The 21511-nt window shown below is 63.7% G+C and carries 20 protein-coding genes and 1 riboswitch; of the genes, 18 read left to right on the top strand and 2 right to left on the bottom strand.

Going from position 1 to position 21511, the window contains the following annotated elements; all coding sequences use genetic code 11:
* Positions 1-154 precede the first annotated feature (154 nt).
* Positions 155-475, top strand: coding sequence for a hypothetical protein (locus tag ACFCU0_RS10410; RefSeq protein WP_434973603.1), 321 nt, complete (start codon positions 155-157; stop codon positions 473-475).
* Positions 476-565: 90 nt separating this feature from the next.
* On the opposite strand, the gene era is transcribed toward ACFCU0_RS10410, so the two are convergent.
* Together era and ACFCU0_RS10400 are read right to left on the bottom strand one after the other, a co-directional pair.
* Entirely contained in the window at positions 566-1477 is a 912-nt protein-coding gene (gene era / locus ACFCU0_RS10405) for a GTPase Era (RefSeq protein ID WP_434973602.1), read from the bottom strand.
* Positions 1478-1535: 58 nt separating this feature from the next.
* Positions 1536-2258, bottom strand: coding sequence for a pyridoxine 5'-phosphate synthase (locus tag ACFCU0_RS10400; RefSeq protein ID WP_434973621.1), 723 nt, complete (start codon positions 2256-2258; stop codon positions 1536-1538).
* 530 nt (positions 2259-2788) lie between these two features.
* Here ACFCU0_RS10400 and ACFCU0_RS10395 point away from each other — a divergent pair.
* The 17 genes from ACFCU0_RS10395 to ACFCU0_RS10315 all read left to right on the top strand — a co-directional run bounded on the left by ACFCU0_RS10395 (position 2789) and on the right by ACFCU0_RS10315 (position 21237).
* A complete protein-coding gene (locus ACFCU0_RS10395; protein WP_434973601.1) occupies positions 2789-3250 on the top strand; it encodes a hypothetical protein in 462 nt (153 codons plus the stop codon).
* Between the two features lie 350 nt (positions 3251-3600).
* Positions 3601-4530 (top strand): hypothetical protein, encoded by a 930-nt coding sequence (locus tag ACFCU0_RS10390; RefSeq protein WP_434973600.1) that lies wholly within the window; start codon positions 3601-3603, stop codon positions 4528-4530.
* A gap of 140 nt (positions 4531-4670) precedes the next feature.
* A complete protein-coding gene (locus ACFCU0_RS10385; RefSeq protein WP_434973599.1) occupies positions 4671-5441 on the top strand; it encodes an RsmD family RNA methyltransferase in 771 nt (256 codons plus the stop codon).
* Positions 5442-5482: 41 nt separating this feature from the next.
* Complete coding sequence (coaD, locus tag ACFCU0_RS10380) at positions 5483-5980, top strand: pantetheine-phosphate adenylyltransferase (protein WP_434973598.1); 498 nt, start codon at positions 5483-5485, stop codon at positions 5978-5980.
* Positions 5981-6090: 110 nt separating this feature from the next.
* Positions 6091-7311 carry a pyridoxal phosphate-dependent aminotransferase gene (locus ACFCU0_RS10375; RefSeq protein WP_434973597.1) on the top strand — a complete coding sequence of 407 codons (1221 nt, stop codon included), beginning with the start codon at positions 6091-6093 and terminating at the stop codon, positions 7309-7311.
* A 173-nt stretch (positions 7312-7484) separates the two neighbouring features.
* Positions 7485-8927 (top strand): site-2 protease family protein, encoded by a 1443-nt coding sequence (locus tag ACFCU0_RS10370; protein ID WP_434973596.1) that lies wholly within the window; start codon positions 7485-7487, stop codon positions 8925-8927.
* A 146-nt stretch (positions 8928-9073) separates the two neighbouring features.
* Positions 9074-9544: a hypothetical protein gene (locus tag ACFCU0_RS10365; protein WP_434973595.1), complete on the top strand. Its 471-nt coding sequence runs from the start codon at positions 9074-9076 to the stop codon at positions 9542-9544.
* Between the two features lie 73 nt (positions 9545-9617).
* Positions 9618-11210: a FlgD immunoglobulin-like domain containing protein gene (locus ACFCU0_RS10360; RefSeq protein ID WP_434973594.1), complete on the top strand. Its 1593-nt coding sequence runs from the start codon at positions 9618-9620 to the stop codon at positions 11208-11210.
* A 53-nt stretch (positions 11211-11263) separates the two neighbouring features.
* Positions 11264-12298: a PorV/PorQ family protein gene (locus ACFCU0_RS10355; protein WP_434973593.1), complete on the top strand. Its 1035-nt coding sequence runs from the start codon at positions 11264-11266 to the stop codon at positions 12296-12298.
* A 219-nt stretch (positions 12299-12517) separates the two neighbouring features.
* A riboswitch (SAM riboswitch) is annotated at positions 12518-12656 on the top strand.
* A 242-nt stretch (positions 12657-12898) separates the two neighbouring features.
* Positions 12899-14263 (top strand): O-acetylhomoserine aminocarboxypropyltransferase/cysteine synthase family protein, encoded by a 1365-nt coding sequence (locus ACFCU0_RS10350; protein ID WP_434973592.1) that lies wholly within the window; start codon positions 12899-12901, stop codon positions 14261-14263.
* Between the two features lie 126 nt (positions 14264-14389).
* Positions 14390-15535: a homoserine O-acetyltransferase MetX gene (gene metX, locus ACFCU0_RS10345; RefSeq protein WP_434973591.1), complete on the top strand. Its 1146-nt coding sequence runs from the start codon at positions 14390-14392 to the stop codon at positions 15533-15535.
* A 267-nt stretch (positions 15536-15802) separates the two neighbouring features.
* The gene (locus ACFCU0_RS10340) at positions 15803-16234 is read left to right on the top strand and encodes an Hsp20/alpha crystallin family protein (protein WP_434973590.1); all 432 of its coding nucleotides are present in this window, start codon (positions 15803-15805) and stop codon (positions 16232-16234) included.
* Positions 16235-16680: 446 nt separating this feature from the next.
* Positions 16681-17142 (top strand): high-potential iron-sulfur protein, encoded by a 462-nt coding sequence (locus ACFCU0_RS10335; RefSeq protein ID WP_434973589.1) that lies wholly within the window; start codon positions 16681-16683, stop codon positions 17140-17142.
* 203 nt (positions 17143-17345) lie between these two features.
* Positions 17346-18134: a CPBP family intramembrane glutamic endopeptidase gene (locus ACFCU0_RS10330; protein WP_434973588.1), complete on the top strand. Its 789-nt coding sequence runs from the start codon at positions 17346-17348 to the stop codon at positions 18132-18134.
* 55 nt (positions 18135-18189) lie between these two features.
* Positions 18190-19041: a prephenate dehydratase gene (pheA, locus tag ACFCU0_RS10325; protein WP_434973587.1), complete on the top strand. Its 852-nt coding sequence runs from the start codon at positions 18190-18192 to the stop codon at positions 19039-19041.
* A gap of 150 nt (positions 19042-19191) precedes the next feature.
* Positions 19192-20076: a cell division protein FtsX gene (locus ACFCU0_RS10320; RefSeq protein ID WP_434973586.1), complete on the top strand. Its 885-nt coding sequence runs from the start codon at positions 19192-19194 to the stop codon at positions 20074-20076.
* 51 nt (positions 20077-20127) lie between these two features.
* The gene (locus ACFCU0_RS10315; RefSeq protein WP_434973585.1) at positions 20128-21237 is read left to right on the top strand and encodes a DUF4097 family beta strand repeat-containing protein; all 1110 of its coding nucleotides are present in this window, start codon (positions 20128-20130) and stop codon (positions 21235-21237) included.
* The last annotated feature ends 274 nt before the right edge of the window (positions 21238-21511 follow it).

The raw sequence follows: 21511 nt of genomic DNA, 5'->3' as shown, positions 1-21511 counted from the left end.
GCCGGTCAGGCGAACGTTCGCGGGCTGTCATCCCGCGGCGTACGAGAAGATCACACCGTAACCCGTGGCGTGCCGGGGGTATGGCGTGGTCCTCGCACGCGAAGTGGGCCCGCGATCTTCTCGACCCCGCCGTGACGATCCAGTTATCGGCCCCATGATGCCGCCGCCCTCTTCGGATCGAAGCATACATTTCCACTGGAGCCTGGACGCCCGTCCGCGTGAGCGTGAACGCCTCCGCAGGGCCATCCGCGAGTCCGCCGCAGACCTGTCGGCGTCGCTCTCGCCTGAATGGATCATCGTTCGCCGGGCGGTTGCGGGGCAGGTACTCTACCTCGCGCACTACCGTACGACGCGCCGGACCGTCACCGCTGCGAGCGCCGCGGAACTGGCACGTCGCATCTTGGAGGGCGCGCTGGAGACGGATGCGGGGAGGACGGCAACGGATGCAGAGGCCACCGGCCCGTCCCGGAGGTAGCCAGAGCGTACGCTGCGGCAACGGCGCGGAACCTGACGGACTGGGCCGTCGGGGCTGATGCCGGTCACCTCAACCGGAGCAGACGTCGAATCAGCCGCGATAGCCGTAGGATTTGAGGTACGACTCCTGGTCGCGCCAGTCTTTCCGGACTTTTACGTGCAGCTGCAGGTAGACGTCGGACTGCACGAACGGCTCGATATCTTTTCGCGCAGCGGTTCCGAGTCGCTTCAGGGCTCGTCCGCCCTTGCCGATCAGAATGCCCTTGTGCGACTTTCTGTTGACGACGATCTCGGCGTCGATGAAGTCCTTTTCGTTGGTGCGCTCCTCGTACTCCACGATGTTGACCTGAACGGAGTACGGGATTTCTTCGTGGTACTGCTGGAAGACCTTCTCCCGGATGATCTCTGCGACGAAGAATCGTTCCGGGTGCTCGCTGACCATCTCCTTCGGGTAAAACGGCGGCCCCTGAGGAAGCCGATCCACGATCAGGTCGAGGAGCGTGCCGACATTCGTTCCTTTTACCGCAGACGTGGGGACGACCTCGTCGAAGCCGCGAAGCTCCGTGTACTTCTCGACGAGTGGGAGCGCCTGCTCGTTCGGGATCAGATCCATCTTCGTCAGGACGAGAAAAGCGGGGCGTTCTCCGGCCTGTTCGAGGCTGAACGTGTCCGGCGAGTCCTGTGTCACGTCGTGGAGGAAGAGGAGGAGGTCCGCATCCCGCACGGCACTTTCTACCTGGCCCATCATGGCCTCGTGGAGGCGATACTGCGGCTTGATGATTCCCGGCGTGTCCAGGAAGATGACCTGGTGCGATTCATCCGAGTGAATCCCGATCACGCGGTTGCGTGTCGTCTGCGGCTTCCGCGTAACGATCGACAGCTTCCGCCCGACCATCGCGTTCATGAGCGTAGACTTGCCGACGTTCGGCTTGCCAATCAGCGCGACGTACCCGCTTTTATGATCGTCGGGAAGGTCTTCGAAAAATGGAGACGGAGCGTCCATGCTCGGCGGGATGGGAAGCGAAAAGAAGAAGGGAAGACAGGAGGAAGTCGGCCGGTGATCAGGCTTTGACGACCGAGAGCATGTCGCGCACGGCCTGGTCCATGCCCGTCAGAACGGCCCGGGAGATGACGGCAAAGCCGATCGACACCTCTGCCACATGCGGGACCGTGTCACGGAACAGGGCGAAGTTGTTGTAGTCGAGCCCGTGTCCGGCGTGAACCCGCAGGCCGGCGTCGTGGGCCGCCCGGGCACCCTCGGCGAGGCGGTCGGCTTCGGCCCGGCGGTCGGCGTCTGTCGTGGCGTTCGCGTAGTCGCCCGTGTGCAATTCGACCGTGTTGGCGCCAGCGTCGGCCGCGGCACGGATTTGCTCCGACACCGGATCGACGAACAGGGCGACTTGCTCGATGCCCGCGTCGTAGAGGCGGGGGATGACCCGGTCGAGGTGGTTGCGGTTCGCCATCACGTCAAGCCCACCCTCCGTGGTTACCTCCTCCCGCCGCTCTGGAACGAGGGTGGCGAGGTCCGGAGCGACGTCGCAGCAAATGTCGACGACCTCTGGATCGGTGGAAAGTTCGAAATCAAGCTTGCCCTTGACCGTCTCCTGAAAAAGCCGAACGTCTCGTTCGGTGATGTGCCGTCGGTCTTCACGCAGGTGAAACACGATGCCGTCGGCTCCGGCTTGCTCGCAGATCGCAGCCGCGTGCACGGGGTCGGGAAACGTTTCTTTTCGCGCGTTACGCAGCGTTCCGACGTGGTCGACGTTAATGAGCAGACGGATCACAGGCACGAGGCGGTGGACGGGTAGATTGGCGAACATCGAAGATACCGATCCTCGACGTGCTTTGTTTTGGGAATCGCACGCCAAAATCGGAAGGCCGTCGGAAGAATCGCGGGATTCGGACTGAACGAAAAAGCATGAATGCGGGGGGCGGCTGCGGCGTCCGTCGGCGGGTGTTTGCTCTGCTCGGTCCGGGAAATGAGCGACCGGGACGGGTCGCCTCCGGGTTTCGGTGGACCGCGGCGCGCAAACGCTTGACCCTGACCGAATTCCCCGTTAACGTCGGATCCTCGTTCGACGCTGGTTGCATTTCGCAAGGTCGGCATGTACTTTTGGCCGTGTTGCCGTTCTGCCCGCGATGTCGTTCCTTGCAGCGCTGTCTCCCGGCTCGAACTACGCACCCGCCGGGTCATTGTCCGACCATTGTGAACGGGCTGGACGGACGCCAGGATTGCATATTCGTTCTTGTGTCGCTGCTTGCGCGGCAGCGTCGTTCGATTCGCTTTTTACAATCAATCATCGTTGACGCCCACATGGCTGCGAGCCGCCAGAACCTTCGCACCGGAGTTCAAATCGTGTTGGGGATCGCTATTATCGTCCTTTCTTACTTTCTCTACCGGGCGATCACCGAACCGTACGAACGAATCGAGCGACAGCAGGAACTCACGGAGCAGACCCGCGAGCGGATGTCGAACATTCGCACCGCTCTCGTCGACTACGAGCGCGACAGTGCCAGCTTCCCGGATTCACTCGACACCCTCCGGGTACACATCGAGCGCGACTCGCTCCTTCGCACCGCACAGGATAGCATCTTCGGTGGGCCGTTGAACCTGGATTCCCTGTTCTTTTCTCCGCGCACGGGCAACCGATTCCTGTATACCGTCAGTGATACCGGAAAGGTCGAGACCTATCTGCTCGAAGATCCGGACACGGATGATAAGATCGGAACCCTTTCCGGCGATCCGACGCAGACAAACGTTGCGTCCTGGGAGTAATCGATCGATCCCGCAGCGGCACGGCCGTCTGTCCGTAACGGACGGGCCTGTTTCGCGGGCATCGTTTACCGATCGATCGGCCGGAGGCGACCATGTGGCGGCATCTGCTGCTGCCACGAGCGTCCGTTCGGGGCGCTTCGCCGTTACCGGTGCCGGCGCCATCCGGATCGGTTCGCTACGCCGAATCCCTGCTGTGCCCGGGACGTAGGATAATCCGGCGTCGCATCTGACGTATTCGCACCGTACCTTTCCACGATATATGCCCGTCCGGCCCCGCTTTCACGGTACTTCGTGATGAAAGGGACGCCGGAGCGTATCCCGTGATCGCCTCGACGTATATCTGAACCGGCATGAGTGAAGCGGTCCTCGCAGCGATCGATATCTACGGCTCGCAGCTTCGGTATGCCGAGGTCGAAAATGAGGAGGACGCGCCCCCTCGACTGCTTCGGCTGGGCAGTTGCAGCTTCGACTTCGACGTGGTCGATGATCTGGTCCGGTCGGGGGCACCGCCACACGGCGGCGAGGTCGTCGCTGCACTGCAGGAGGCGTTTGATGAGACGGAAGCATCGCGGCTTCGAATCTGCGTCCATCCGCCGGACTCCTTCACCTTCTTTACGCCCATCGCGGCGGAGTTGCCGGTGCGGAGCCGACAGGAGCAGATTCATCAGCAGGCCGCCCTGCTGACCGGTACGCGCGACCCGGAGGGCCTGGACCTCGCGTCGCAGACCGTCCGCACCGCCCAGGACAGCGAAGGCGAGGCGGTCATGTGGGTACACGTACTCGCCACCCCCGGCGCCGTCCATGAGCGCCTGGGGCACCTCGCCAGTTCGCTTCCCGTCACGGGCTTCGACTGGGTCGTCAGTACGCAGGCCGCCGCGAGGGTTGCTGCTCAGACCGATCTCACTGGGATCACGCAGGCGCAGGCGCTCCGGCCCTTTACTATGTCGGTGGGTCGCTATGACGGACACACAGAATACACACTTTCTCGGGACCGGCAGTGGTACCACAGCCATTACACCCATGAGGCCGATACGCCAACGGACCGGTTGTATTTTGCGATCGGTCTGTTGAACCGTCTCGGGGTCTCCCCCGGCGCGGTCGGGCGCCTCTTCGTCTACGGGCTCGACGTGGATTCGAACGCGTACGCGCCGTTCCAGACCATTTTCGGCGTGGAGCCGGAGACGCTGGATCCGCTGAGCGCGCTTCGTGCGGATCGGAGTCGATTCGGCACGCGGCTCGACGTCGGCGCCTTTGCGCCATGTGTCGGAGCGCTCCTGTGAGTTCGCTACGGTTCGGGCGCGAGGCGGCGTTTGATCCATGGCGTGCGCTCCCGACGGCTCCGTGGCCGTGTTTCTTGCGCGGGCCTCGCCGGGCGGGAACGCCTCACCCACTGCTCCTACTGGAATTTGTTTGAGTCGCTATGCGCATCATCGCCGGACGCTTTCGCGGACACGGTCTTTCCTCCCCGCCCGGGCACATGACCCGGCCGTCGACTGCGCGAACGCGCGAGTCGCTCTTCGCCCTCGTGGACAGCCGCATCTATCTTGAGGGAGCCGAAGTGCTGGATATGTTTGCGGGAACCGGAGCGCTCGGACTCGAAGCGATCAGCCGGGGCGCCTCACTCGTCACATTCGTCGAACAGGATGCAGAGGTCCTGGCGTTCGCCCGTCAGAATGCCGAAGAACTGGGTGTGTCCGACCAGTGCATATTCATAAACGGCGATGCGCTGACGTACCTGCGCCGCTACAACGGGCCGGAACTCGACCTTATCCTCGCAGATCCGCCATACGACCTTGAGGGACTGCGGGACATCCCCGACCTGGGTATTCCTCACCTGCAGACAGACGGCGTGCTCACGCTCGAGCACAGTTCCCACGACTGGTTCGACGAGCACCCCAACCAGATGACGAGCCGGAAGTACGGGCGAACCATTGTCACGATCTTCCGCCCGCCTCTACCGCCGAAGGACGAGGAAGAGGCAGCATCCGACGAAGCAGCATCCGACGAGGCAGCATCCGCCGGGGCTGAGACCGACGACGTGACGTCGGACGGGGACGATCTCATTGCCGACGTGCTGGGAGCGTCGTTTTCCGAGGACGAAGCGCCGGCTGCTCCGGCACCGGAGGACGTGTCGGACCGCGACGACACCGGAGGCGTCCAATCCGATGAAGAGGAATCGCCCGGCTCCTGACGCGGCCGCCATGCACCCCTTTCCACCGCCATCGTGCTCGTATGCCCGACCCCGTCGCCCTTTACCCCGGCACCTTCGACCCGTTCACCTTCGGGCATCGCGACATCCTGGAGCGCGCGCTTCGGCTGTTCGACCGCGTTGAGGTCACCGTCGGCATCAACGCCGAGAAGAAGACACTTTTCTCCACGCAGGAGCGGATCGACCTCATCCGCCAGTGCACCGTCGATCTGGACGGGGTCAGCGTCGCATCCCACGAGGGGTTGATCGTGGACCGCGCCGAGGCCGTAGGTGCCCGGGCACTCGTTCGCGGCCTCCGGCAGGTGAGCGACTTTGACTACGAGTTCCGGATGGCATTTGCCAACCGCAAACTCTACGATGAGGTGGAAACCGTTTTTCTGATGACCTCCGAGGAGTACGCCCTCATCAGCTCTTCCATGGTCCGTGACGCCCACCGCTGGGACGGCGACGTTTCGAAGTTCGTGCCCCCGCCTGTCGTCGCCGCCCTCGCGGAAAAAAAAGCAACCGCCGGCACGACCTGATCGGCGGGGGTCCGTCCGGCCCATGTTGCATCCCCGTCCGCACGGCCGCCGGTCCGTCCCCGACCGCACGCGTCGTCGCACAACTACTGATTTTATCTTCCTGACCGCCCATGCCGACCGACACGTCTTCCATTCGCTTCAACGACCGCGTGGCGGCCATGCAGCCGTCCGCCACCCTCGCGATGAAGTCGCGCGCGACCGAAATGCGGCGCAAGGGACACCCTGTGGTTGCGCTCAGCGCGGGCGAACCGGACTTCGACACGCCCCGCACGATTTCGGAGGCGGGCATCGAAGCCATCCGTTCCGGGTACACGCACTACACGGAAAATCCCGGCGGGATGGAGCTGCGCGAGGCCATCAGTAACAAGCTCGCCCGCGACAACGGCCTGCAGTACGAGCCGTCGCAGATTCTCTGCAGCAACGGAGCGAAGCAGTCCATCGCTCTGGCCACGACCGTGCTCTGCGATGAAGGTGACGAGGTTCTCATTCCTGCGCCGTACTGGGTTAGCTACCCGGAGATGGCGCGGTTCGCGGGGGCTGAACCGGTCGTCGTGTCCGCTTCCGTCGAAAACGAGTACCGCCTGACGCCCGAGCAGGTCGATGAGGCTATCACGGATCGTACGCGGCTCTTCATTCTCTGCTCCCCGTCGAATCCCACCGGATCGGTGTACACCGAGGAAGAGCTCGAAGCCCTCGCCGAGGTGTTTCGCCGGTATCCGGACGTCTACGTCCTCGCCGACGAGATCTACGAGTACGTCCTGTTCGACGACGCGGAGCACGTCTCGTTTGCCTCGCTCGACGGGATGTACGACCGCACGATCACCGTGAACGGCTTCTCGAAAGGATTCGCGATGACCGGGTGGCGCCTCGGCTATCTGGCTGCTCCCGAGCCCATCACGAAGGCCTGCGCGAAGGTCCAGGGACAGTTCACTTCTGCTCCGTGCAGCGTCTCGCAGAAAGCCGGAACGGCCGCCATGACCATGGACATGGCGCCGGTGTACCGAATGGTTGAAGCATTCCGGCAACGGCGCGACTATATGGTGGAGCGCCTCCGGCAAATCGACGGGATCCGCTGTCCGATGCCGAAGGGCGCCTTCTACCTTTACCCCGACGTGTCGGCATTTTTCGGTTCTACGACACCAGGTGGCACGTCGATCGAGGATAGCAGCGACCTCTGCTTCTACCTTCTCGAAGAACAGCACGTGGCCCTGGTCCCCGGTACCGCCTTCGGTGCCCCGAACGGGCTCCGCATTTCCTATGCGTCGTCGATGGAAGACCTGGAGACGGCCATGGACCGCATCCAGGAAGGGCTCGACCGCCTCTCTGACTGACGGACCTGGAGGGGAGAGGTGCACCCGGGAACGAACTTCACCCACGGGCGGTGCATTCACGCTATGGCAGTGGCCGGGCGGCAATGGGCTCATTAATTGGCTCATTTCCGGCCCGCCCGTTGCTGTTCTTCCCTGCGGTCTGTGCTCTTCCCCTGACGAACGTCGTCGAACACGTGGATTCTGATTCTCAGCGGTCCGAACGGTCCTCCTCCGATTCATCCGGCAACGGCACGTCCTCGGACAGAACGGGACCGGATCGGGCCTCCGACGACGTCCGGCACTCGGACGATGCGAACCAGGGGTCGCGTCAGGATCACGATGAACGCTCTGGTTCGCCGTCGAAGCCGCAGGGGAACGGCCGTGCCGGTGGTCTGGAGGGTGGAGGTCCTTTGCCGCCCGATCGAATCACCGTCTCGGTGACGTCCGGGGGAAACGGCCCGGAGAACGGCCCCGCCTCGTCTGCCGCGCGACCGCAGCAGAAGACCTACAAGGATCGCACGTGGCTTCACCTCCTTCTCTTTCTACTGACGGTCGCCTCGACGGTCTACGTGGGCGGTATGTTTGCGGGGCGCGTCGAGGTCTATGAGGCGCAGGGCTACAGCTACATGCTGTGGGACGGCATCATGTACTCCTTCGCCCTGTTGGGGGCACTGACGGTCCACGAGTTCGGGCATTACTTTGCCGCCCGGCATCATCGGATCAACACCTCGCTCCCGTACTACATTCCGCTTCCCGTCCTTCCGATCGGCACCCTCGGGGCTGTCATTCGCATTCGCGAGCCGATTCCGAGCGAACGCAAGCTGTTCGACATCGGTGTGGCCGGTCCCCTTGCTGGGTTCGTCGTCGCCCTTGCGGCAATCCTGTACGGATTCGTGACGCTTCCTCCGCCGGAGTACCTGCTTGACCTGGCCGGCCACGACGCGCTGAAAGAGCACATCCGCGCGTTCGGCACGTTTCCGGACACCATGCCGGAGAGCGAGGGGGGAGAGGTGATTGTTCTGGGAGAAACGCTCCTGTTCTGGATCCTCTCGCAGTTTTTCGAACACGTTCCGCCGATGTATGAGCTCTACCACTATCCGGTGCTCTACGCCGGATGGCTCGGGCTCTTCTTCACGGCGCTCAACCTGCTTCCGGTCGGGCAGCTCGACGGTGGTCACATCCTCTACGCCCTGTTCGGGGAAACGTGGCACCGGCGGCTGGCGCGCGGATTCGTACTACTGTTGCTGCTGTCGGGAAGCATCGGATTCCTGCAATCTGCGCGACCGGAGCTCTACAGCATCTCCGACTGGCTCGGGGACGCGACGTACTTCATTCTCGCCGGTATCCTCTTCGTCTATCTGTACAAGACGTTTAACGGAGACCACCGGTACATCGCAACGTCGATGCTGGCTGTGCTTGCCGGCGCTCATTCGGCGGTCTGGCTGGGTGAACCCTACACGCACTTCGGGTACAGCGGATGGCTGGTATGGACGGCGCTGATCGTCTTCTTCGTCCGGGTCGAACATCCGCCCGTCCGATACCGGGAACCGCTCACACCCCGGCGGCGACTCCTCGGCTACATCAGTATCGCCATCTTCTTCCTTTGCTTCAGCTTCCGGCCGATCTATCTGGTGTAATCCCACCCGTGCCTGCATCCGGGGCAGCGGCCAGGTTTGATCCCCTCCGGTTAATCGCTATACTGTAGATCGCCGGATGTCGGCGGCGGTCCGTCGTCTGACGCGTTCCCCCTCTCGTAAGTGTATTTCTCCCACCTGCACATCTCGTGTTCGACCCTCCCGCACGTGTGACCATCCCGGCGGTCGTCGCCGTCGTGTTCCTGTTGTTCGCGGCATGCGATCAGGCGCCCGGTGCGTCGGACACGTCGCCGGAGCCGCCCGTCGTTGCCGATTTTGCGTACTCCCCGGATGCCGTCAACCCCGACACGCTGACCCCGGGTCGCGTGACCGACTCGACGCTCACGGTCGACCTGCGCCTCGTCACGGCGGTCACCGATGCCGATAGTGAGATCGAACGCGTCGTATTTACGATCGAAGCGTCATCCGCCCCCGGTTCTGCACTCGACGGTACGCTTCCCCTGTTGCCGGGCGAAACCGATCTGTACGGCTCCGCGATCGACCTGACGCTTCCCCGCGCGGATGCGGTCTACACCGTCCGCGTCTTCGCCGTCGATACCGACAGCCTCACCAGCAACGTCGGCCTCGGACAGGTCCGCGTTCTGCCGGGCACGTCGTAAACCGCCTGGTTCCGCGGCCGCTGCGCACCTGTCCGCCCCCCGATCCCCATATTTTCGTACCCCGCTTCGCTCCATGCGACTCCTTTCAATCTTCCTCCTGGCGGCCCTCCTCGTCGGAGCGTCCGACGTGCGCGCGCAGTCCGACCGCGACTCCTCGCTCTGGGAGAAGCAGGCAAAGCGGCTGTCCCCGATCGAGGGCGGGACGGTGATCAGCAACTTCATCCAGATCATGGAGGCGGGCGGCGACTCCCTGTGGCACGGGCCGCTCCTGTCCGTGTACCTGGAGGACGCGCCGGAGGCCGAGCGCTTTCAGACGGCGGACGAACCGGTCCTGCTCGAGGATGACAACGTCGTTTTCGCGCTCGACGTCGTGAGCGACCCGTTTCCTGCGTCCACGATCTGGGCAGGGCTTGCGTTTGCGGGGACGGACGACCAACCGACGGCCGGCGGGTTGCTCGTCTCGCGCGACGGCGGGACGTCGTTTTCGCTGCTGAACCCGCCCCTCGACGAACCCGCCGACTCCACGATCAGCTACGGCGGATCGACGCTGTCGGCCATCCCGATCGTTCAACCTTCCGGTGCTGCGCCGCAGGACGTAGCGTTCGATGCGGCGTCCGGCACGACGTGGCTGGCCGGGGCTCGCAGCGGGCTCCGTCGCACGACCGACGGCGGCCAGACGTGGAGCCGGGTCGTGCTGCCGCCCGATACCGCCGTTTCCATCACGCCGGATCAGCCTAACGACTTCACGCTCGGCCCGCCCCTGAACGACGGCCGGGGCAACCGGAATCACTTCGTATTCAGCACGCTGGTGGACGAAACGGGAACGGTCTGGGTCGGCACGGCGGCAGGGATCAATCGCTCGCGGCCACAGGACATCATCGACGGGCAGAGAGCCTGGCTCCACATCATCGCCGACGGGACCAGCAATTTTCTAACCGGCAATAGCGTCGTCCGTATTCAGGAGCAGCCGCTGCCCGGCCGCAACCCGGTCTGGATCGCGTCCTGGGCGCTCGACCCGACGGACCGCTTCGGGGTGACCGTCACGACCGACGGCGGGCAGACGTACCGGCAGACGCTCATCGGCGAGCGGGTGTACGATTTCGCCTTTCGGGGCGACCGCGTCTACGCCGCCGCCGAAAACGCGCTCTTCCAAAGCGATGACGGCGGACGTACGTGGATCTCACGGACGACCTTCCCCCCGGAAGAAGGCGAGGCGGACGCCCTTCCGCCGAGCATCGGACTCCGTGCCGTCGTGACGACGCCGCGCGCCCTCTGGCTCGGCACCACCGACGGGCTGTTACGCAGCACGGACGAAGGTCGCACCTGGCGCATCTTCCGGACCAGTGCGCCGGTCAATCCCGAGGAACCGACGGATGCGGCACCGGACGTCGCTACCTACGCCTACCCGAATCCGTTTTCGCCGGCCAGCGACCAGATCACGCGCATCCGCTACGAAACCGGGGAGGCCTCCTCCGTCCGCATCGATATTTACGACTTCGCTATGAACCGCGTCCGCACGATCCGCGACGACGTCGGCCCCGGTCAGGTCGAGACCACGTGGGACGGAAAGGACGAGGGGGGACTCCGGCTCCCGAACGGTACGTACTTTTACACGGTTGAGACCGATCGCGGAACCGTCCGCGGAAAAATTCTCCTGGTTGAATGACTCGCGGCCCTGCTGCGATCGCCGCTCCCGTCACGGATCTCGTTCGTTCCCGCATGACCCTTCGCTCACTCACATCGGTTCTCTTGCTCGCGACGCTCCTCGCCGGGATTGCTTCTCCCGTGCAGGGGCAAGATGCTGCGGCCGGGGCCTTTGCCCGTATGGGCTTCGACGCGCGCGGCATGGCGCTCGGGAATGCGCTCGGCGCCTCCGGCGCGCCGAATGTCAGCCCGTATTACAACCCGGCTCTCGCGCCGGAGGCCACCGAGCAGACGCTGACCGCCACGGTCGGACTCCTCTCGTTCGACCGGCAGTTTCAGTCCCTGCAGTTCGGAACGCCGCTCGGTCCGACCGCCGGCGTATCCCTAGGCCTGATCCGTGCCGGCGTGGATGACATCGACGGGCGCGACTCGAACGGCAACCGGACCGAGACGCTTTCCACCGACGAGTTCGCGCTCTTCCTCGCGTTCGGGAATCGCTTTGCCGAGCGACTCTCCATCGGCGCCTCGCTGAAGCTGTTTCAGGCGAACTACCTCGAAGACGTCGACAACCCGCTCGGCTTCGGCCTTGATCTGGGGATGACGTACGAGGTCAATGATCGATCGAGCGTTTCATTCGTCCTGTCGGACCTTCTGGCCAAGTACGAGTGGAATACGTCGGCGCAGGGCGGACGGACGAATACGGACCGGTTCCCGGTGCGGCTGAGGCTGGCCGGTCGCTACGGGTTTCTTTCGGATGGACGGCTTAACGTGCTGGTCGAATACGAGTCCCGGTTCACCCGACGGGAGCAACGAGAGCGCGTACCGGCTTTCTCCGGAGGCGCGCCTACGAGTCGGTTTCGGACGGAGTCTCTTCTGCTGCACCGGAGCGGCGGGCGCGTCGGCATTTCGTATCCGCTGGCGGAGATCCTGGAGGTGCGTGGGGGACTGGACCGGATCGGGGTGGACGGGGCCGACGGGCTGCGTCCGAGCGCAGGGTTCGGCGTTCGCGAGTCGATCGGGGAACTGGACCTTGAGGTGAGCTACGCCCTCGTTCTGGAGCCGTACGTCGCTGATGCCGCGAACTTCCTGTCCGTCCGGATGCACTTTTAGCCGTGTCCCGCTCCGTGTGCCCGAGAGGTAACGGCGTCGTCACTGCTGAACGATCGTCCGGAACCTTCGCGTAAGCCCTCCGGTTTGCCCGACATCATGACACGATGTATTTACCATAGAAGCTAGCGACAGTCACGGCGGATCTCTGGGTCCGCCTGCAGACGCATCCCGTCCCGGCAACGGCCGGTCCCGGGATGTCAGACTGCTGTTCTGGCTTCATGCTCATCCAGAAGGGTTGAGGGTTCAGGCCCGACGACACCCTGGCAACCCCCGGTTAGGATCGCGCCCGCGATCGCCGGGATAGGTGCCACCTCCTGCCTCGCCACTGAGACGTTCATACGGCGAGGGCAGATGAGCGGAAGGGACTCGCTCCCGCCTTCCGGGCGACACCGATCCTCTTCCGCATTCCGAGCGGTAGAGGATTTTTCTATGGATCAACGCGGCGTGCGGCGGTGCCACCGACCTGTTTTTTGGGTGGTTCGGCAGCACGACGTTCCATCTCCTCGACCGTCGGTCTCAACGGATGAGCCTGCCTGCGCGAACGCCCGAGAGCGTCGCGCCCCTCGCTCTACTCCTTCCGTTACGTAAACGACCGACCCCATGAGTACGACCGACGCATCGACCAACGGCAGCACCGAATCTGAAGCGCCCGTCCCGCACCGCTTCGAGACGCTGCAGGTCCACGCCGGCCATGAGCCGGACCCCACCACCCACGCGCGGGCCGTTCCCATCTACGCGTCCACGTCCTTTACCTTCGAGGACGCCGATCACGGGGCCGACCTCTTCGCTCTGAAAGAGTTCGGCAACATCTACACGAGAATCATGAACCCGACGAACGACGCGTTCGAGAAACGCGTCGCAGCCCTGGAGGGCGGCGTCGGGGCCCTTGCGACCGCCAGCGGGCAGTCGGCTCAGTTCCTCACCATCACGACGCTGGCAGAGGCCGGCGACAACGTGGTCGCGTCCAGCCACCTCTACGGCGGAACGTTCAACCAGTTTAAAAACACGTTTCCCCGGCTCGGCATCGAGGTGAAGTTCGCAGACGGACCCGATGCCGACTCCGTCGCCTCGCTGATTGACGAGAATACGAAGGCGATCTATGTCGAAACCATTTCCAACCCTCGCTTTAGCGTTCCGGACTTCGCGGCGTTGAAAGCGGTGAGTGAGGAGCATGGCGTTCCCCTCGTCGTCGACAACACGTTCGGTGCCGGAGGCTACACCTGCCGTCCGATCGAGCACGGCGCCGATATCGTCGTGGAGAGCGCGACCAAATGGATCGGCGGCCACGGCACGACGATCGGAGGCGTCATCGTGGATGCCGGCACGTTCCCGTGGGACAACGGCCGCTTTCCCCGCTTCAACGAGCCGTCGCCGTCATACCACGGCCTCAACTTCTGGGAGACGTTCGGGCCCGACGGCGTCCTCGGCGTGAACATGGCGTTTATCATTCGGGCTCGTGTCGAGGCGTTGCGCGACATCGGCCCGTCGCAGAATCCGTTTGGATCGTTTCTCCTCTTGCAGGGACTGGAAACGTTGAGTCTACGCGTGCAGCGGAGCAACGACAACGCCCTAGCCCTCGCGCGGTGGCTGCAGAAGCAGGACGGCGTAAGCTGGGTGAGCTACCCCGGCCTGGAAGATCATCCCTACCATCAGCGGGCTACGCAGTACCTCAAGAACGGCTACGGCGCGGTGCTGGCCTTCGGCGTCGAGGGCGGCGTACACGCCGGCCGGGCCTTCGTCGAGAACGTGGAGCTGGCAAGTCACCTCGCGAACGTCGGCGACGCCAAGACGCTGGTGATCCACCCGTCGTCGACGACCCATCAGCAGCTCGCGGAGGAGGAGCAGAAAGCCAGCGGCGTGGAGCCGGATCTCGTCCGGGTCTCCGTGGGCATCGAGCACATCGAGGACCTGAAGGCGGACTTCCGCCAAGCCCTTGCCGCCACACGAGAGGCGATGCCCGCGTGACGAACGATCGCCGCATCGGGGAGCCGCCTGCAGCGGCGGCTTCCCGCGCGGCTTCTTTCCGCCGCACCCCGGACAATAGTGGGGTCGGCCCCCTGCTTTCGCCTCTCGGACTTCGAACGAACCACAATGCCCTCAACAACCTTCGACCGCCACGGACTTGAGTCCGGGGCCGTCCTCAAACACGCCCAGGTCACGTATCAAACCTGGGGAACGCTCAACGAAGCGGGCACGAACGCTATCGTCGTGTGTCATGCGCTCACCGGCAACGCCCATGTGGATGAATGGTGGGACGAACTGATCGGCCCCGGCCGGCCGCTTGACACCGATCGCTACTTCGTCATCTGTGCCAACGCGCTCGGGTCGCCTTATGGCACAAGCTCACCGGTGACGATCGATCCGGATACCGGTTCACCGTACGGGCCCACTTTCCCGGCGACAACCATTCGCGATACCGTTCGTCTGCACCATCGCCTGCTCTGGAGCCTCGGGGTTCGTCGCGTCGCAGCGGCCGTCGGCGGATCCATGGGCGGGATGCACGTCCTGGAATGGGCGATGAACGGTCCGTTCGTCCAGTCGATCGTTCCCATTGCGGTAGGCGGACGGCATTCTCCCTGGCAGATCGGGTGGAGCGAGGCCCAGCGGCAGGCCATCTACGCCGACCCGGACTGGCGCGGCGGTCACTATACCGAGTCAGCCCGCCCCTCGCGCGGGCTCTCGGTGGCGCGCATGATAGCGATGGTGTCCTATCGCTCGCGTGCCTCCTTCGAGGGACGATTCGGCCGTCGTCTTCAGGCGAACGACGGCGGCGCCGAGGAGGGCGATGCTCCTTTCGAAGTGGAGAGCTATCTCCGGTACCAGGGGCGAAAGCTGGACGAGCGATTCGACCCGAACTGCTACGTTCATCTTACGCGCCAGATGGACTCGCACGACGTCTCGCGCGGACGCGGTGCATACCCGGACGTGCTTGGCACCATGGAGCAACCCGCGCTCGTGATTGGCATCTCGTCCGACGTCCTGTATCCGGCGGAAGAGCAGACACAGCTGGCGAACCACCTACCGAATGCCACGCTGGATGTGATCGAGTCCCCGCACGGGCATGACGGCTTCCTGATCGAGCAGGAGGCCATCGGCGAGCGCCTTCGACCCTGGCTCGAGGCGCACGCCGTGCCGGCGTCGGCCGCGTCGTCGACAGGTGCGGAGCGTCCTCCCCAGTCTGACCGCGTCGCTGACGCACACCGGTCGCAGCAGCCTACCATTGCTTCCGGTGGCTGAAAATTCGGCCCGACAGACATACACCGGCCGCTGCCAGCGTTGCATCCGCGGTGACGAAGTGTCGCTCGCAAATGCAGGAATGACGGAAATTGGTTGCCTGGACCGATCGACACCGCCGCTCAAACCCGCGATTCTCCCGGCTGGAATAGTGGTTGATATGTTCGTTTGGTGCATTACACGAAGTGATCGGGCGCACGTGATGCCCGACGCTCGACGTTCGGCTTGTACAACATCGAATTGTTGACACAGGTGATCACTATGACGCAGATGACTCGACACTCTCCGACGCGGACGCTGCGTAACCTGCAGCGGGAAGTCGACGATATTTTCGGTCGCTTCTTCAACGAAGGTAGCGGAGCCGGGAATACGTCCTCGACCTGGACGCCAAGAACCGACATGGTTGAATCGGAGGATGGATATCACCTCCAGCTTGACGTTCCGGGCATGACGAAGGACGATCTGAACATTAACCTTCAGAATAACACGCTGACGATCAGCGGGGAGCGGACGATGAAGCGCACCGCCGAGGGCGAAGAACGCGTTCGGGTGGAACGCGCATTCGGCACGTTCCACCGCACGTTTGCGCTTCCCAGTTCCGTCGATACCGAAAACATTGAAGCCCGATACGAAGATGGTGTCTTGACGGTTCACGTTCCAAAGACGGAGACCGCCCAGCGCCGTCGCATCGAGATCGAGTAGGTGTGTGCCGCGAGATGCGCCTGAGTTCTCGACTCGTTCGTCTGTAGCATCGACGACCGTGGATTTCGCACGGTACCGATCTTGACTCGCAGGGCTCTTGCCAGCCCGACCGGTTCCGCGCCGGTCGGGCTTTTCTCTTTGATCAGGCCTTGTTTCATGGCGGCGGAAACGGGACTGATCATCGGTCACAGGTGGCACCCGGGTGAGCCAGGCCGGACGGGCCCCCTGCGAGTTTCTTATAAATGTTATAACATGTAAGGTTGGGCTTCACGGAGAATCGGTTGTTTGTGCTTGCATTTCGGCATGAAACGTAGAACTCTGTACGTATCGTCAGAGAGATCTGCCGATTGCGGTGCCTGCTCCCAACGGGGATGGACCGGGTCGTTCGGCCCGGGTCGCATCCCTGCACCGACCACGATCTTTTCCATGCAACCAACCCGATTCGCATGAGCAAATCGACATCCGACCATGCCGACACATCCCGCCAGGACGACAACGAGAACGATGGAGCCTCCAGAGGTGTCTCCCGGCGCGGGTTCATTCAAAAAATGACGCTGCTGGGTTTTGCTGGTGCTGGTGCAGGCGCGCTCCTGAGCGGGTGCGGCTCCGACGATTCCGGAACGGCTGACACCGCCGACACCGACGCGGCCGGCGGATCCACGACCGCCTCCGCGGACTTCACGTGTGACGATGTGTCCGGCCTCAGCCAGAGCGAGATCGATCGCCGAGAGTCGCAGATCGAAGCTCTGGAGTACGTCGAACAGACGGAGAAGCCGAACCAGAACTGCGCGAACTGCAATTTTTACCAGCAACCTGCGTCCGGTGAGAATTGTGGAGGATGCACGCTCTTCCCGGGTCCGGTGCACCCCAACGGCTGGTGCAAGACCTGGGTGGCGGCAACCGGATAATCGTCGTCTAACCCGGTGCCAACGGCCCGGCTCTCGCGTGCGTCTCGATTCGAGGCGGATCCGGGAGCCGGACGTTTTTGTTTCGGGCCCGACGGGCCGTTACCAGATGATGTTCACGCTGCGGTGAGGACTGAACCGTCGGGGGCTGCCTCGCGTGCAACGCCCGGTTTCCGACGCGCTCTGTCCAGCCGACTCCGATCTTCATGGTCACGTTTTTTCAAGACGAATGGCGCCGCGTGACGCGCGCCGTGCGCACGCTCGACGTGCAGACGATGGTCGTTCTGACGCTTGCTGCTTTCGTCGTCATCCTCCACTTCAACGTCGGCAGTCGTAGCGTCTTCCTCCGGCATCTCGCCGACGGGTTCGACCCCTCCTGGCGTACGCTCTGGTCGTGGGGATGGTGGTTCGGGACAAAGGGAATTCTCGGCTTTGTGGTGCCTCTTCTGGTGCTGTACGTCGTTTTCGGCCGGTCGGCGCGTGAGTGTGGCATCGGACTTGGAAATTGGCGGCTCGCAACGGGGATTGCGGCGTTGTATCTCCCCCTGGTTGCTGTTGGAACGTGGATCTTGAGCGATGGAAGCGCCTTCCAGGGCCAGTATCCTCACTTCCGCGGGGCCGCATTCAACTGGCAGTTCTTCCTGATCTACGAAGCCCTCTTTCTGTTCTACTGGATGGGATGGGAGTATCTGTGGCGCGGCTTCGTGCTGTTCGGCACGATCCACAAGCTCGGGCTGTACGCAATCTTCGTGCAGGCCGTCCCGTTTGCCGTGCTGCACGTCGACAAGCCCTGGCCCGAAGCCATGCTGTCGATTGTCGGGGGCATCGCCCTTGGCGCCCTCTGCTGGCGGTGCCGCTCGTTCTGGATCGCCGTACCGATTCACGCGGCCCAGATGATGCTTCTCGACTTCTGGTGTACGCTCCGCGCGCGGTCCGACGTTGACGGCTGGGGCTGGTCGGCCCTCATGGAGGCATTGTCGGCCCTCGGTGGATAGACCGCCGTAGCGTCCCCGCACACCCGACCTTCACGCTTCATCGGATCAGACCATCATGCGCATTGCATTTCAGGGAGAGCCGGGCGCATACAGTGAAGAGGCGGTGCGTCGTGTGTACCCGGAGGGCGAACTCGTGCCGTGCGAGACCTTCCTCGATGCATTCGAAGCCGTCGGAGGAGGCGTTGCCGATCGCGCGATACTGCCGATCGAAAACTCGCTTTTCGGAAGCGTGCACGTGAATTATGACCACCTGCGGTCGCACCCGGTCGAGATCGTCGGCGAGGTCCAGGTCCGGATTCGTCACCACCTGATGGGTGTAGACGACGTCTCGCTGAACACGATCCAGTGCGTTCGTTCCCACCCGCAGGCTCTGGGGCAGTGCCGCTCCTCCATTCGTTCGCTGGTTCCTCAGGCCCGCACCGAGGCGGCGTCCGACACGGCAGGCGCGGCCCGCGAGGTGGCCGCCGGGCGCGACGCGTCCGTCGCGGCGATCGCCAGCCGGCAGGCGGCAGACCGGTACGGCCTGACCGTCCTCGCAGATGGCATTGAGGACGACCCGCAGAACTTCACGCGCTTCCTCGTGCTGGCCCCGGCGGATGTGGCCGTCCACCCCGAGGAGGAGGGAGAAGAGCGGTTCAAAACGTCGCTCGCGTTTGCACTTCGAGAAAACGTTCCGGGGGCGCTGTTTAAGAGTCTGGCGGTCTTCGCCCTTCGAGATCTGGACCTGGAGAAAATCGAGAGTCGCCCCCTCGTCGGATCGCCCGGCCGCTACCTGTTCTACGTGGATGTTCGCGGTCGAGCAACCGACCCGGCGGTCGGTCGCGCCCTGGACAACCTGCGCGAGGTCACGACCGACCTTCGTGTGCTGGGTTCGTACCCGGCCGCGCCGCTTCCGGACGATTCCTGAACTCGGGGTCGGCATTCGGCGACCCTCTATTGCGCTCGCCTTCCGCGGACGGTCTGCAACTTCCGGGCATAGTTTGTATCCTGCTTTCCGGCCCGCCTCGTTCGATCGAATCCGGGCCGCGTGTACGTACCGTTTACCAGCCGACCCAGCATGTTGCCGTACTCCATCCGCGAAGGCGTCGCCAACTTCCGCCGGGCAAAGTTTGCCGTTTTTGCCTCCACGAGCGCCATGTCGGTGGCGCTGGTCCTGGTGGGGCTCTTCGCGCTCGTCACGTTTGAGGCGCAGAATGTGTCCTCCTGGCTGCGGGATCGCGTCGGCGAAGTCGAAGTCTTCGTCGATGAGGATGCATCCACGCGCCAGGCCGAGGCCCTGCATACCCGGTTGAAGACGATCCCGGCGGTTTCAACGACGACGTTCGTGAGCCGGGAGGAGGCTCAGAAGATCTTCGCGGAGGAGTTCGGGGAGGGCGCTGAGATCTACGACGACGGTCCCTTCCTCCCGGCATCCGTTCGCCTGCAGCTCAAGACGAGTTACATCCATACGGACAGTATCTCGCAGATGGCGAGTCAGATCCAGTCGTTCGATCACGTGGATGATGTGGTCTTCGACCAGGCGCTCCTTGCCCGGGTGCAGCAAAACGTGCGTCTGGTCAGCCTGGCCGGTCTGGTGCTGGGCGCCATCGTCATTCTCGCCGCGATCTTCCTCGTTGGCAACACGATCCGCCTCACCATTTACGCCCGCCGGCTTCTGATCCGCACGATGAAACTGGTCGGAGCCACCGATGCGTTCGTACGAAGACCGTTTCTTGTCGAAGGCGTGTTGCAGGGCCTGATCGCGGGTACGGTGGCGTCCGGCATCGTCTGGGGGCTTTACCGCTTGATGCTGCGCGAGCTTCCGGATCTGGCGATCAGCTATGCGTTTCCCCATGCTGAGTGGGCCCTTGCCGGAGGCATCGTTGTCGCCGGCGTGCTGCTCGGCTGGCTGGGGTCTTTCTTCGCTGTGCGTCGCTTCATCAAGAGCGTCGACATTCACTGACCGGTCGTCGGCTCGATCCCGTTTCCTTCTTTTCGCAACGTCCCTCGTGCCATGATTTCCGGATATCTACGCGATCGACACCTGCCGGCCATAGCCGGTCTGTTCCTGATCTTTGTTCTCTCGGGGTGTGAGCCAAGCGGAACGTCCGATGTGGTCACCGGCGCCGATGGGAAAGCGCGCGTCGGACCCGCGGTCGAGACGGAATCCGTGCAGCGGGCCGTAGCTCCCGGCGACCGGACCCTCGTCCTGAAGGGATTTCGCGGAAGCATCCTGCTGGAGGGCACAGACTCGAATACCGCCGACCTTGAGTTCATCAAGCGCGGGCTGGGGGGCGATGAAGGGGAGGCCCGAGAAAGCCTGAACGGCATTCGCGTGACGGAGGAGGGCACATCGAGCGAGTACACGTTTAGCGTGGAAGCGGCGGACGAGAGCCGGAGCGCGGCAGACCTTCGCGGACGCATCCCGTCCGGCGTGAAGCTGCGCGTAGAGCACGCGGCAGGACCCGTCTCGATGATCGGTGTAAAGGGACCCATTCGCGTGGAGCACCAGCACGGTGAGGTCGACATCCGGGGCGCGGCGGCGAGCGTCAACGTTGAAATTCAAAACGGCGACGTCTCGGTCGAATTCGACCGGCTCCCGACAGACGCGACAGTTAACCTGTCGACCGCGAACGGAGACATGATGATGGCCGTGCCGCCGGACGCGTCGCTCCAGGTGGAAGCGGAAACCAGTGCCGGCGACATTTTCGTGCGGGGCCTCGTCTTCGATCCGCAGCGCTTCGCGCCGCTCCGGGCCGGCGCTCGGTACATTGCGCAACGCGGCGCAGGCGATGTGTCGGCCACGCTGCGTACGGAGAACGGATCGATCGTTATCCGGGATGCGCCGGGTGTGCTGCCGGATGGGGCGACGCCGGCCGATACGGCGGCAGCAGATACGGCAGGAGCCCCCTCCGACACCGCGCAGGTCGATACATCCAGCCGGGCACAGCTCGGCGTCTTCGGACCGTCGTCGCGTGACACGGTTGACGCCGACGCCGAGATGCCGCCGCCGGACTCGCTGGACCCGGCGACCGAAGCTCCGGAGCTTGACGGCGACGCAGGCGCGGATGAGACGGAACAGACCCCGTCGGATACGGTCGAGGCGGATACGACTGGCATGTAGCCGACCGGGCATTGTAGCGAGCAGGCGCTATAGGACTTGCCTGATCGTTTCGCCGCAAACAAATGCGCGGAGCCGCCCCGGTCGGGGAGACTCCGCGCATAGCGGGTGGGAGTGACTGTTGTGACTGGATGCTCGGAAGAGCGATCCGTGTGCGGTGCCTCCGGTTCTACTGCTGCGGCGACGGAATATCCGGCGCGTTGATCGTCTGGAGAGACGTGCCGTACGTCTCGTTGATCTCTTCGACCAAGAGGTTCGTGACGACCTGATGCGTGCC

This window comes from Longibacter sp., assembly GCF_051155795.1.
Taxonomy (GTDB): Bacteria; Bacteroidota; Rhodothermia; order Rhodothermales; family Salinibacteraceae; genus Longibacter.
Note: the sequence above shows the minus strand (reverse complement) of the source record. Positions and strands in the feature narration are given on the sequence as shown.

Coding starts and splice junctions, on each gene's coding strand:
- ACFCU0_RS10320 (WP_434973586.1), top strand. CDS start 19,192: ATGTTGCCGTACTCCATCCGCGAAGGCGTCGCCAACTTCCGCCGGGCA.
- pheA (WP_434973587.1), top strand. CDS start 18,190: ATGCGCATTGCATTTCAGGGAGAGCCGGGCGCATACAGTGAAGAGGCG.
- ACFCU0_RS10375 (WP_434973597.1), top strand. CDS start 6,091: ATGCCGACCGACACGTCTTCCATTCGCTTCAACGACCGCGTGGCGGCC.
- ACFCU0_RS10360 (WP_434973594.1), top strand. CDS start 9,618: ATGCGACTCCTTTCAATCTTCCTCCTGGCGGCCCTCCTCGTCGGAGCG.
- ACFCU0_RS10335 (WP_434973589.1), top strand. CDS start 16,681: ATGAGCAAATCGACATCCGACCATGCCGACACATCCCGCCAGGACGAC.
- ACFCU0_RS10385 (WP_434973599.1), top strand. CDS start 4,671: ATGCGCATCATCGCCGGACGCTTTCGCGGACACGGTCTTTCCTCCCCG.
- metX (WP_434973591.1), top strand. CDS start 14,390: ATGCCCTCAACAACCTTCGACCGCCACGGACTTGAGTCCGGGGCCGTC.
- ACFCU0_RS10315 (WP_434973585.1), top strand. CDS start 20,128: ATGATTTCCGGATATCTACGCGATCGACACCTGCCGGCCATAGCCGGT.
- era (WP_434973602.1), bottom strand. CDS start 1,477: ATGGACGCTCCGTCTCCATTTTTCGAAGACCTTCCCGACGATCATAAA.
- ACFCU0_RS10410 (WP_434973603.1), top strand. CDS start 155: ATGATGCCGCCGCCCTCTTCGGATCGAAGCATACATTTCCACTGGAGC.
- ACFCU0_RS10340 (WP_434973590.1), top strand. CDS start 15,803: ATGACTCGACACTCTCCGACGCGGACGCTGCGTAACCTGCAGCGGGAA.
- ACFCU0_RS10330 (WP_434973588.1), top strand. CDS start 17,346: ATGGTCACGTTTTTTCAAGACGAATGGCGCCGCGTGACGCGCGCCGTG.
- ACFCU0_RS10390 (WP_434973600.1), top strand. CDS start 3,601: ATGAGTGAAGCGGTCCTCGCAGCGATCGATATCTACGGCTCGCAGCTT.
- coaD (WP_434973598.1), top strand. CDS start 5,483: ATGCCCGACCCCGTCGCCCTTTACCCCGGCACCTTCGACCCGTTCACC.
- ACFCU0_RS10350 (WP_434973592.1), top strand. CDS start 12,899: ATGAGTACGACCGACGCATCGACCAACGGCAGCACCGAATCTGAAGCG.
- ACFCU0_RS10395 (WP_434973601.1), top strand. CDS start 2,789: ATGGCTGCGAGCCGCCAGAACCTTCGCACCGGAGTTCAAATCGTGTTG.
- ACFCU0_RS10355 (WP_434973593.1), top strand. CDS start 11,264: ATGACCCTTCGCTCACTCACATCGGTTCTCTTGCTCGCGACGCTCCTC.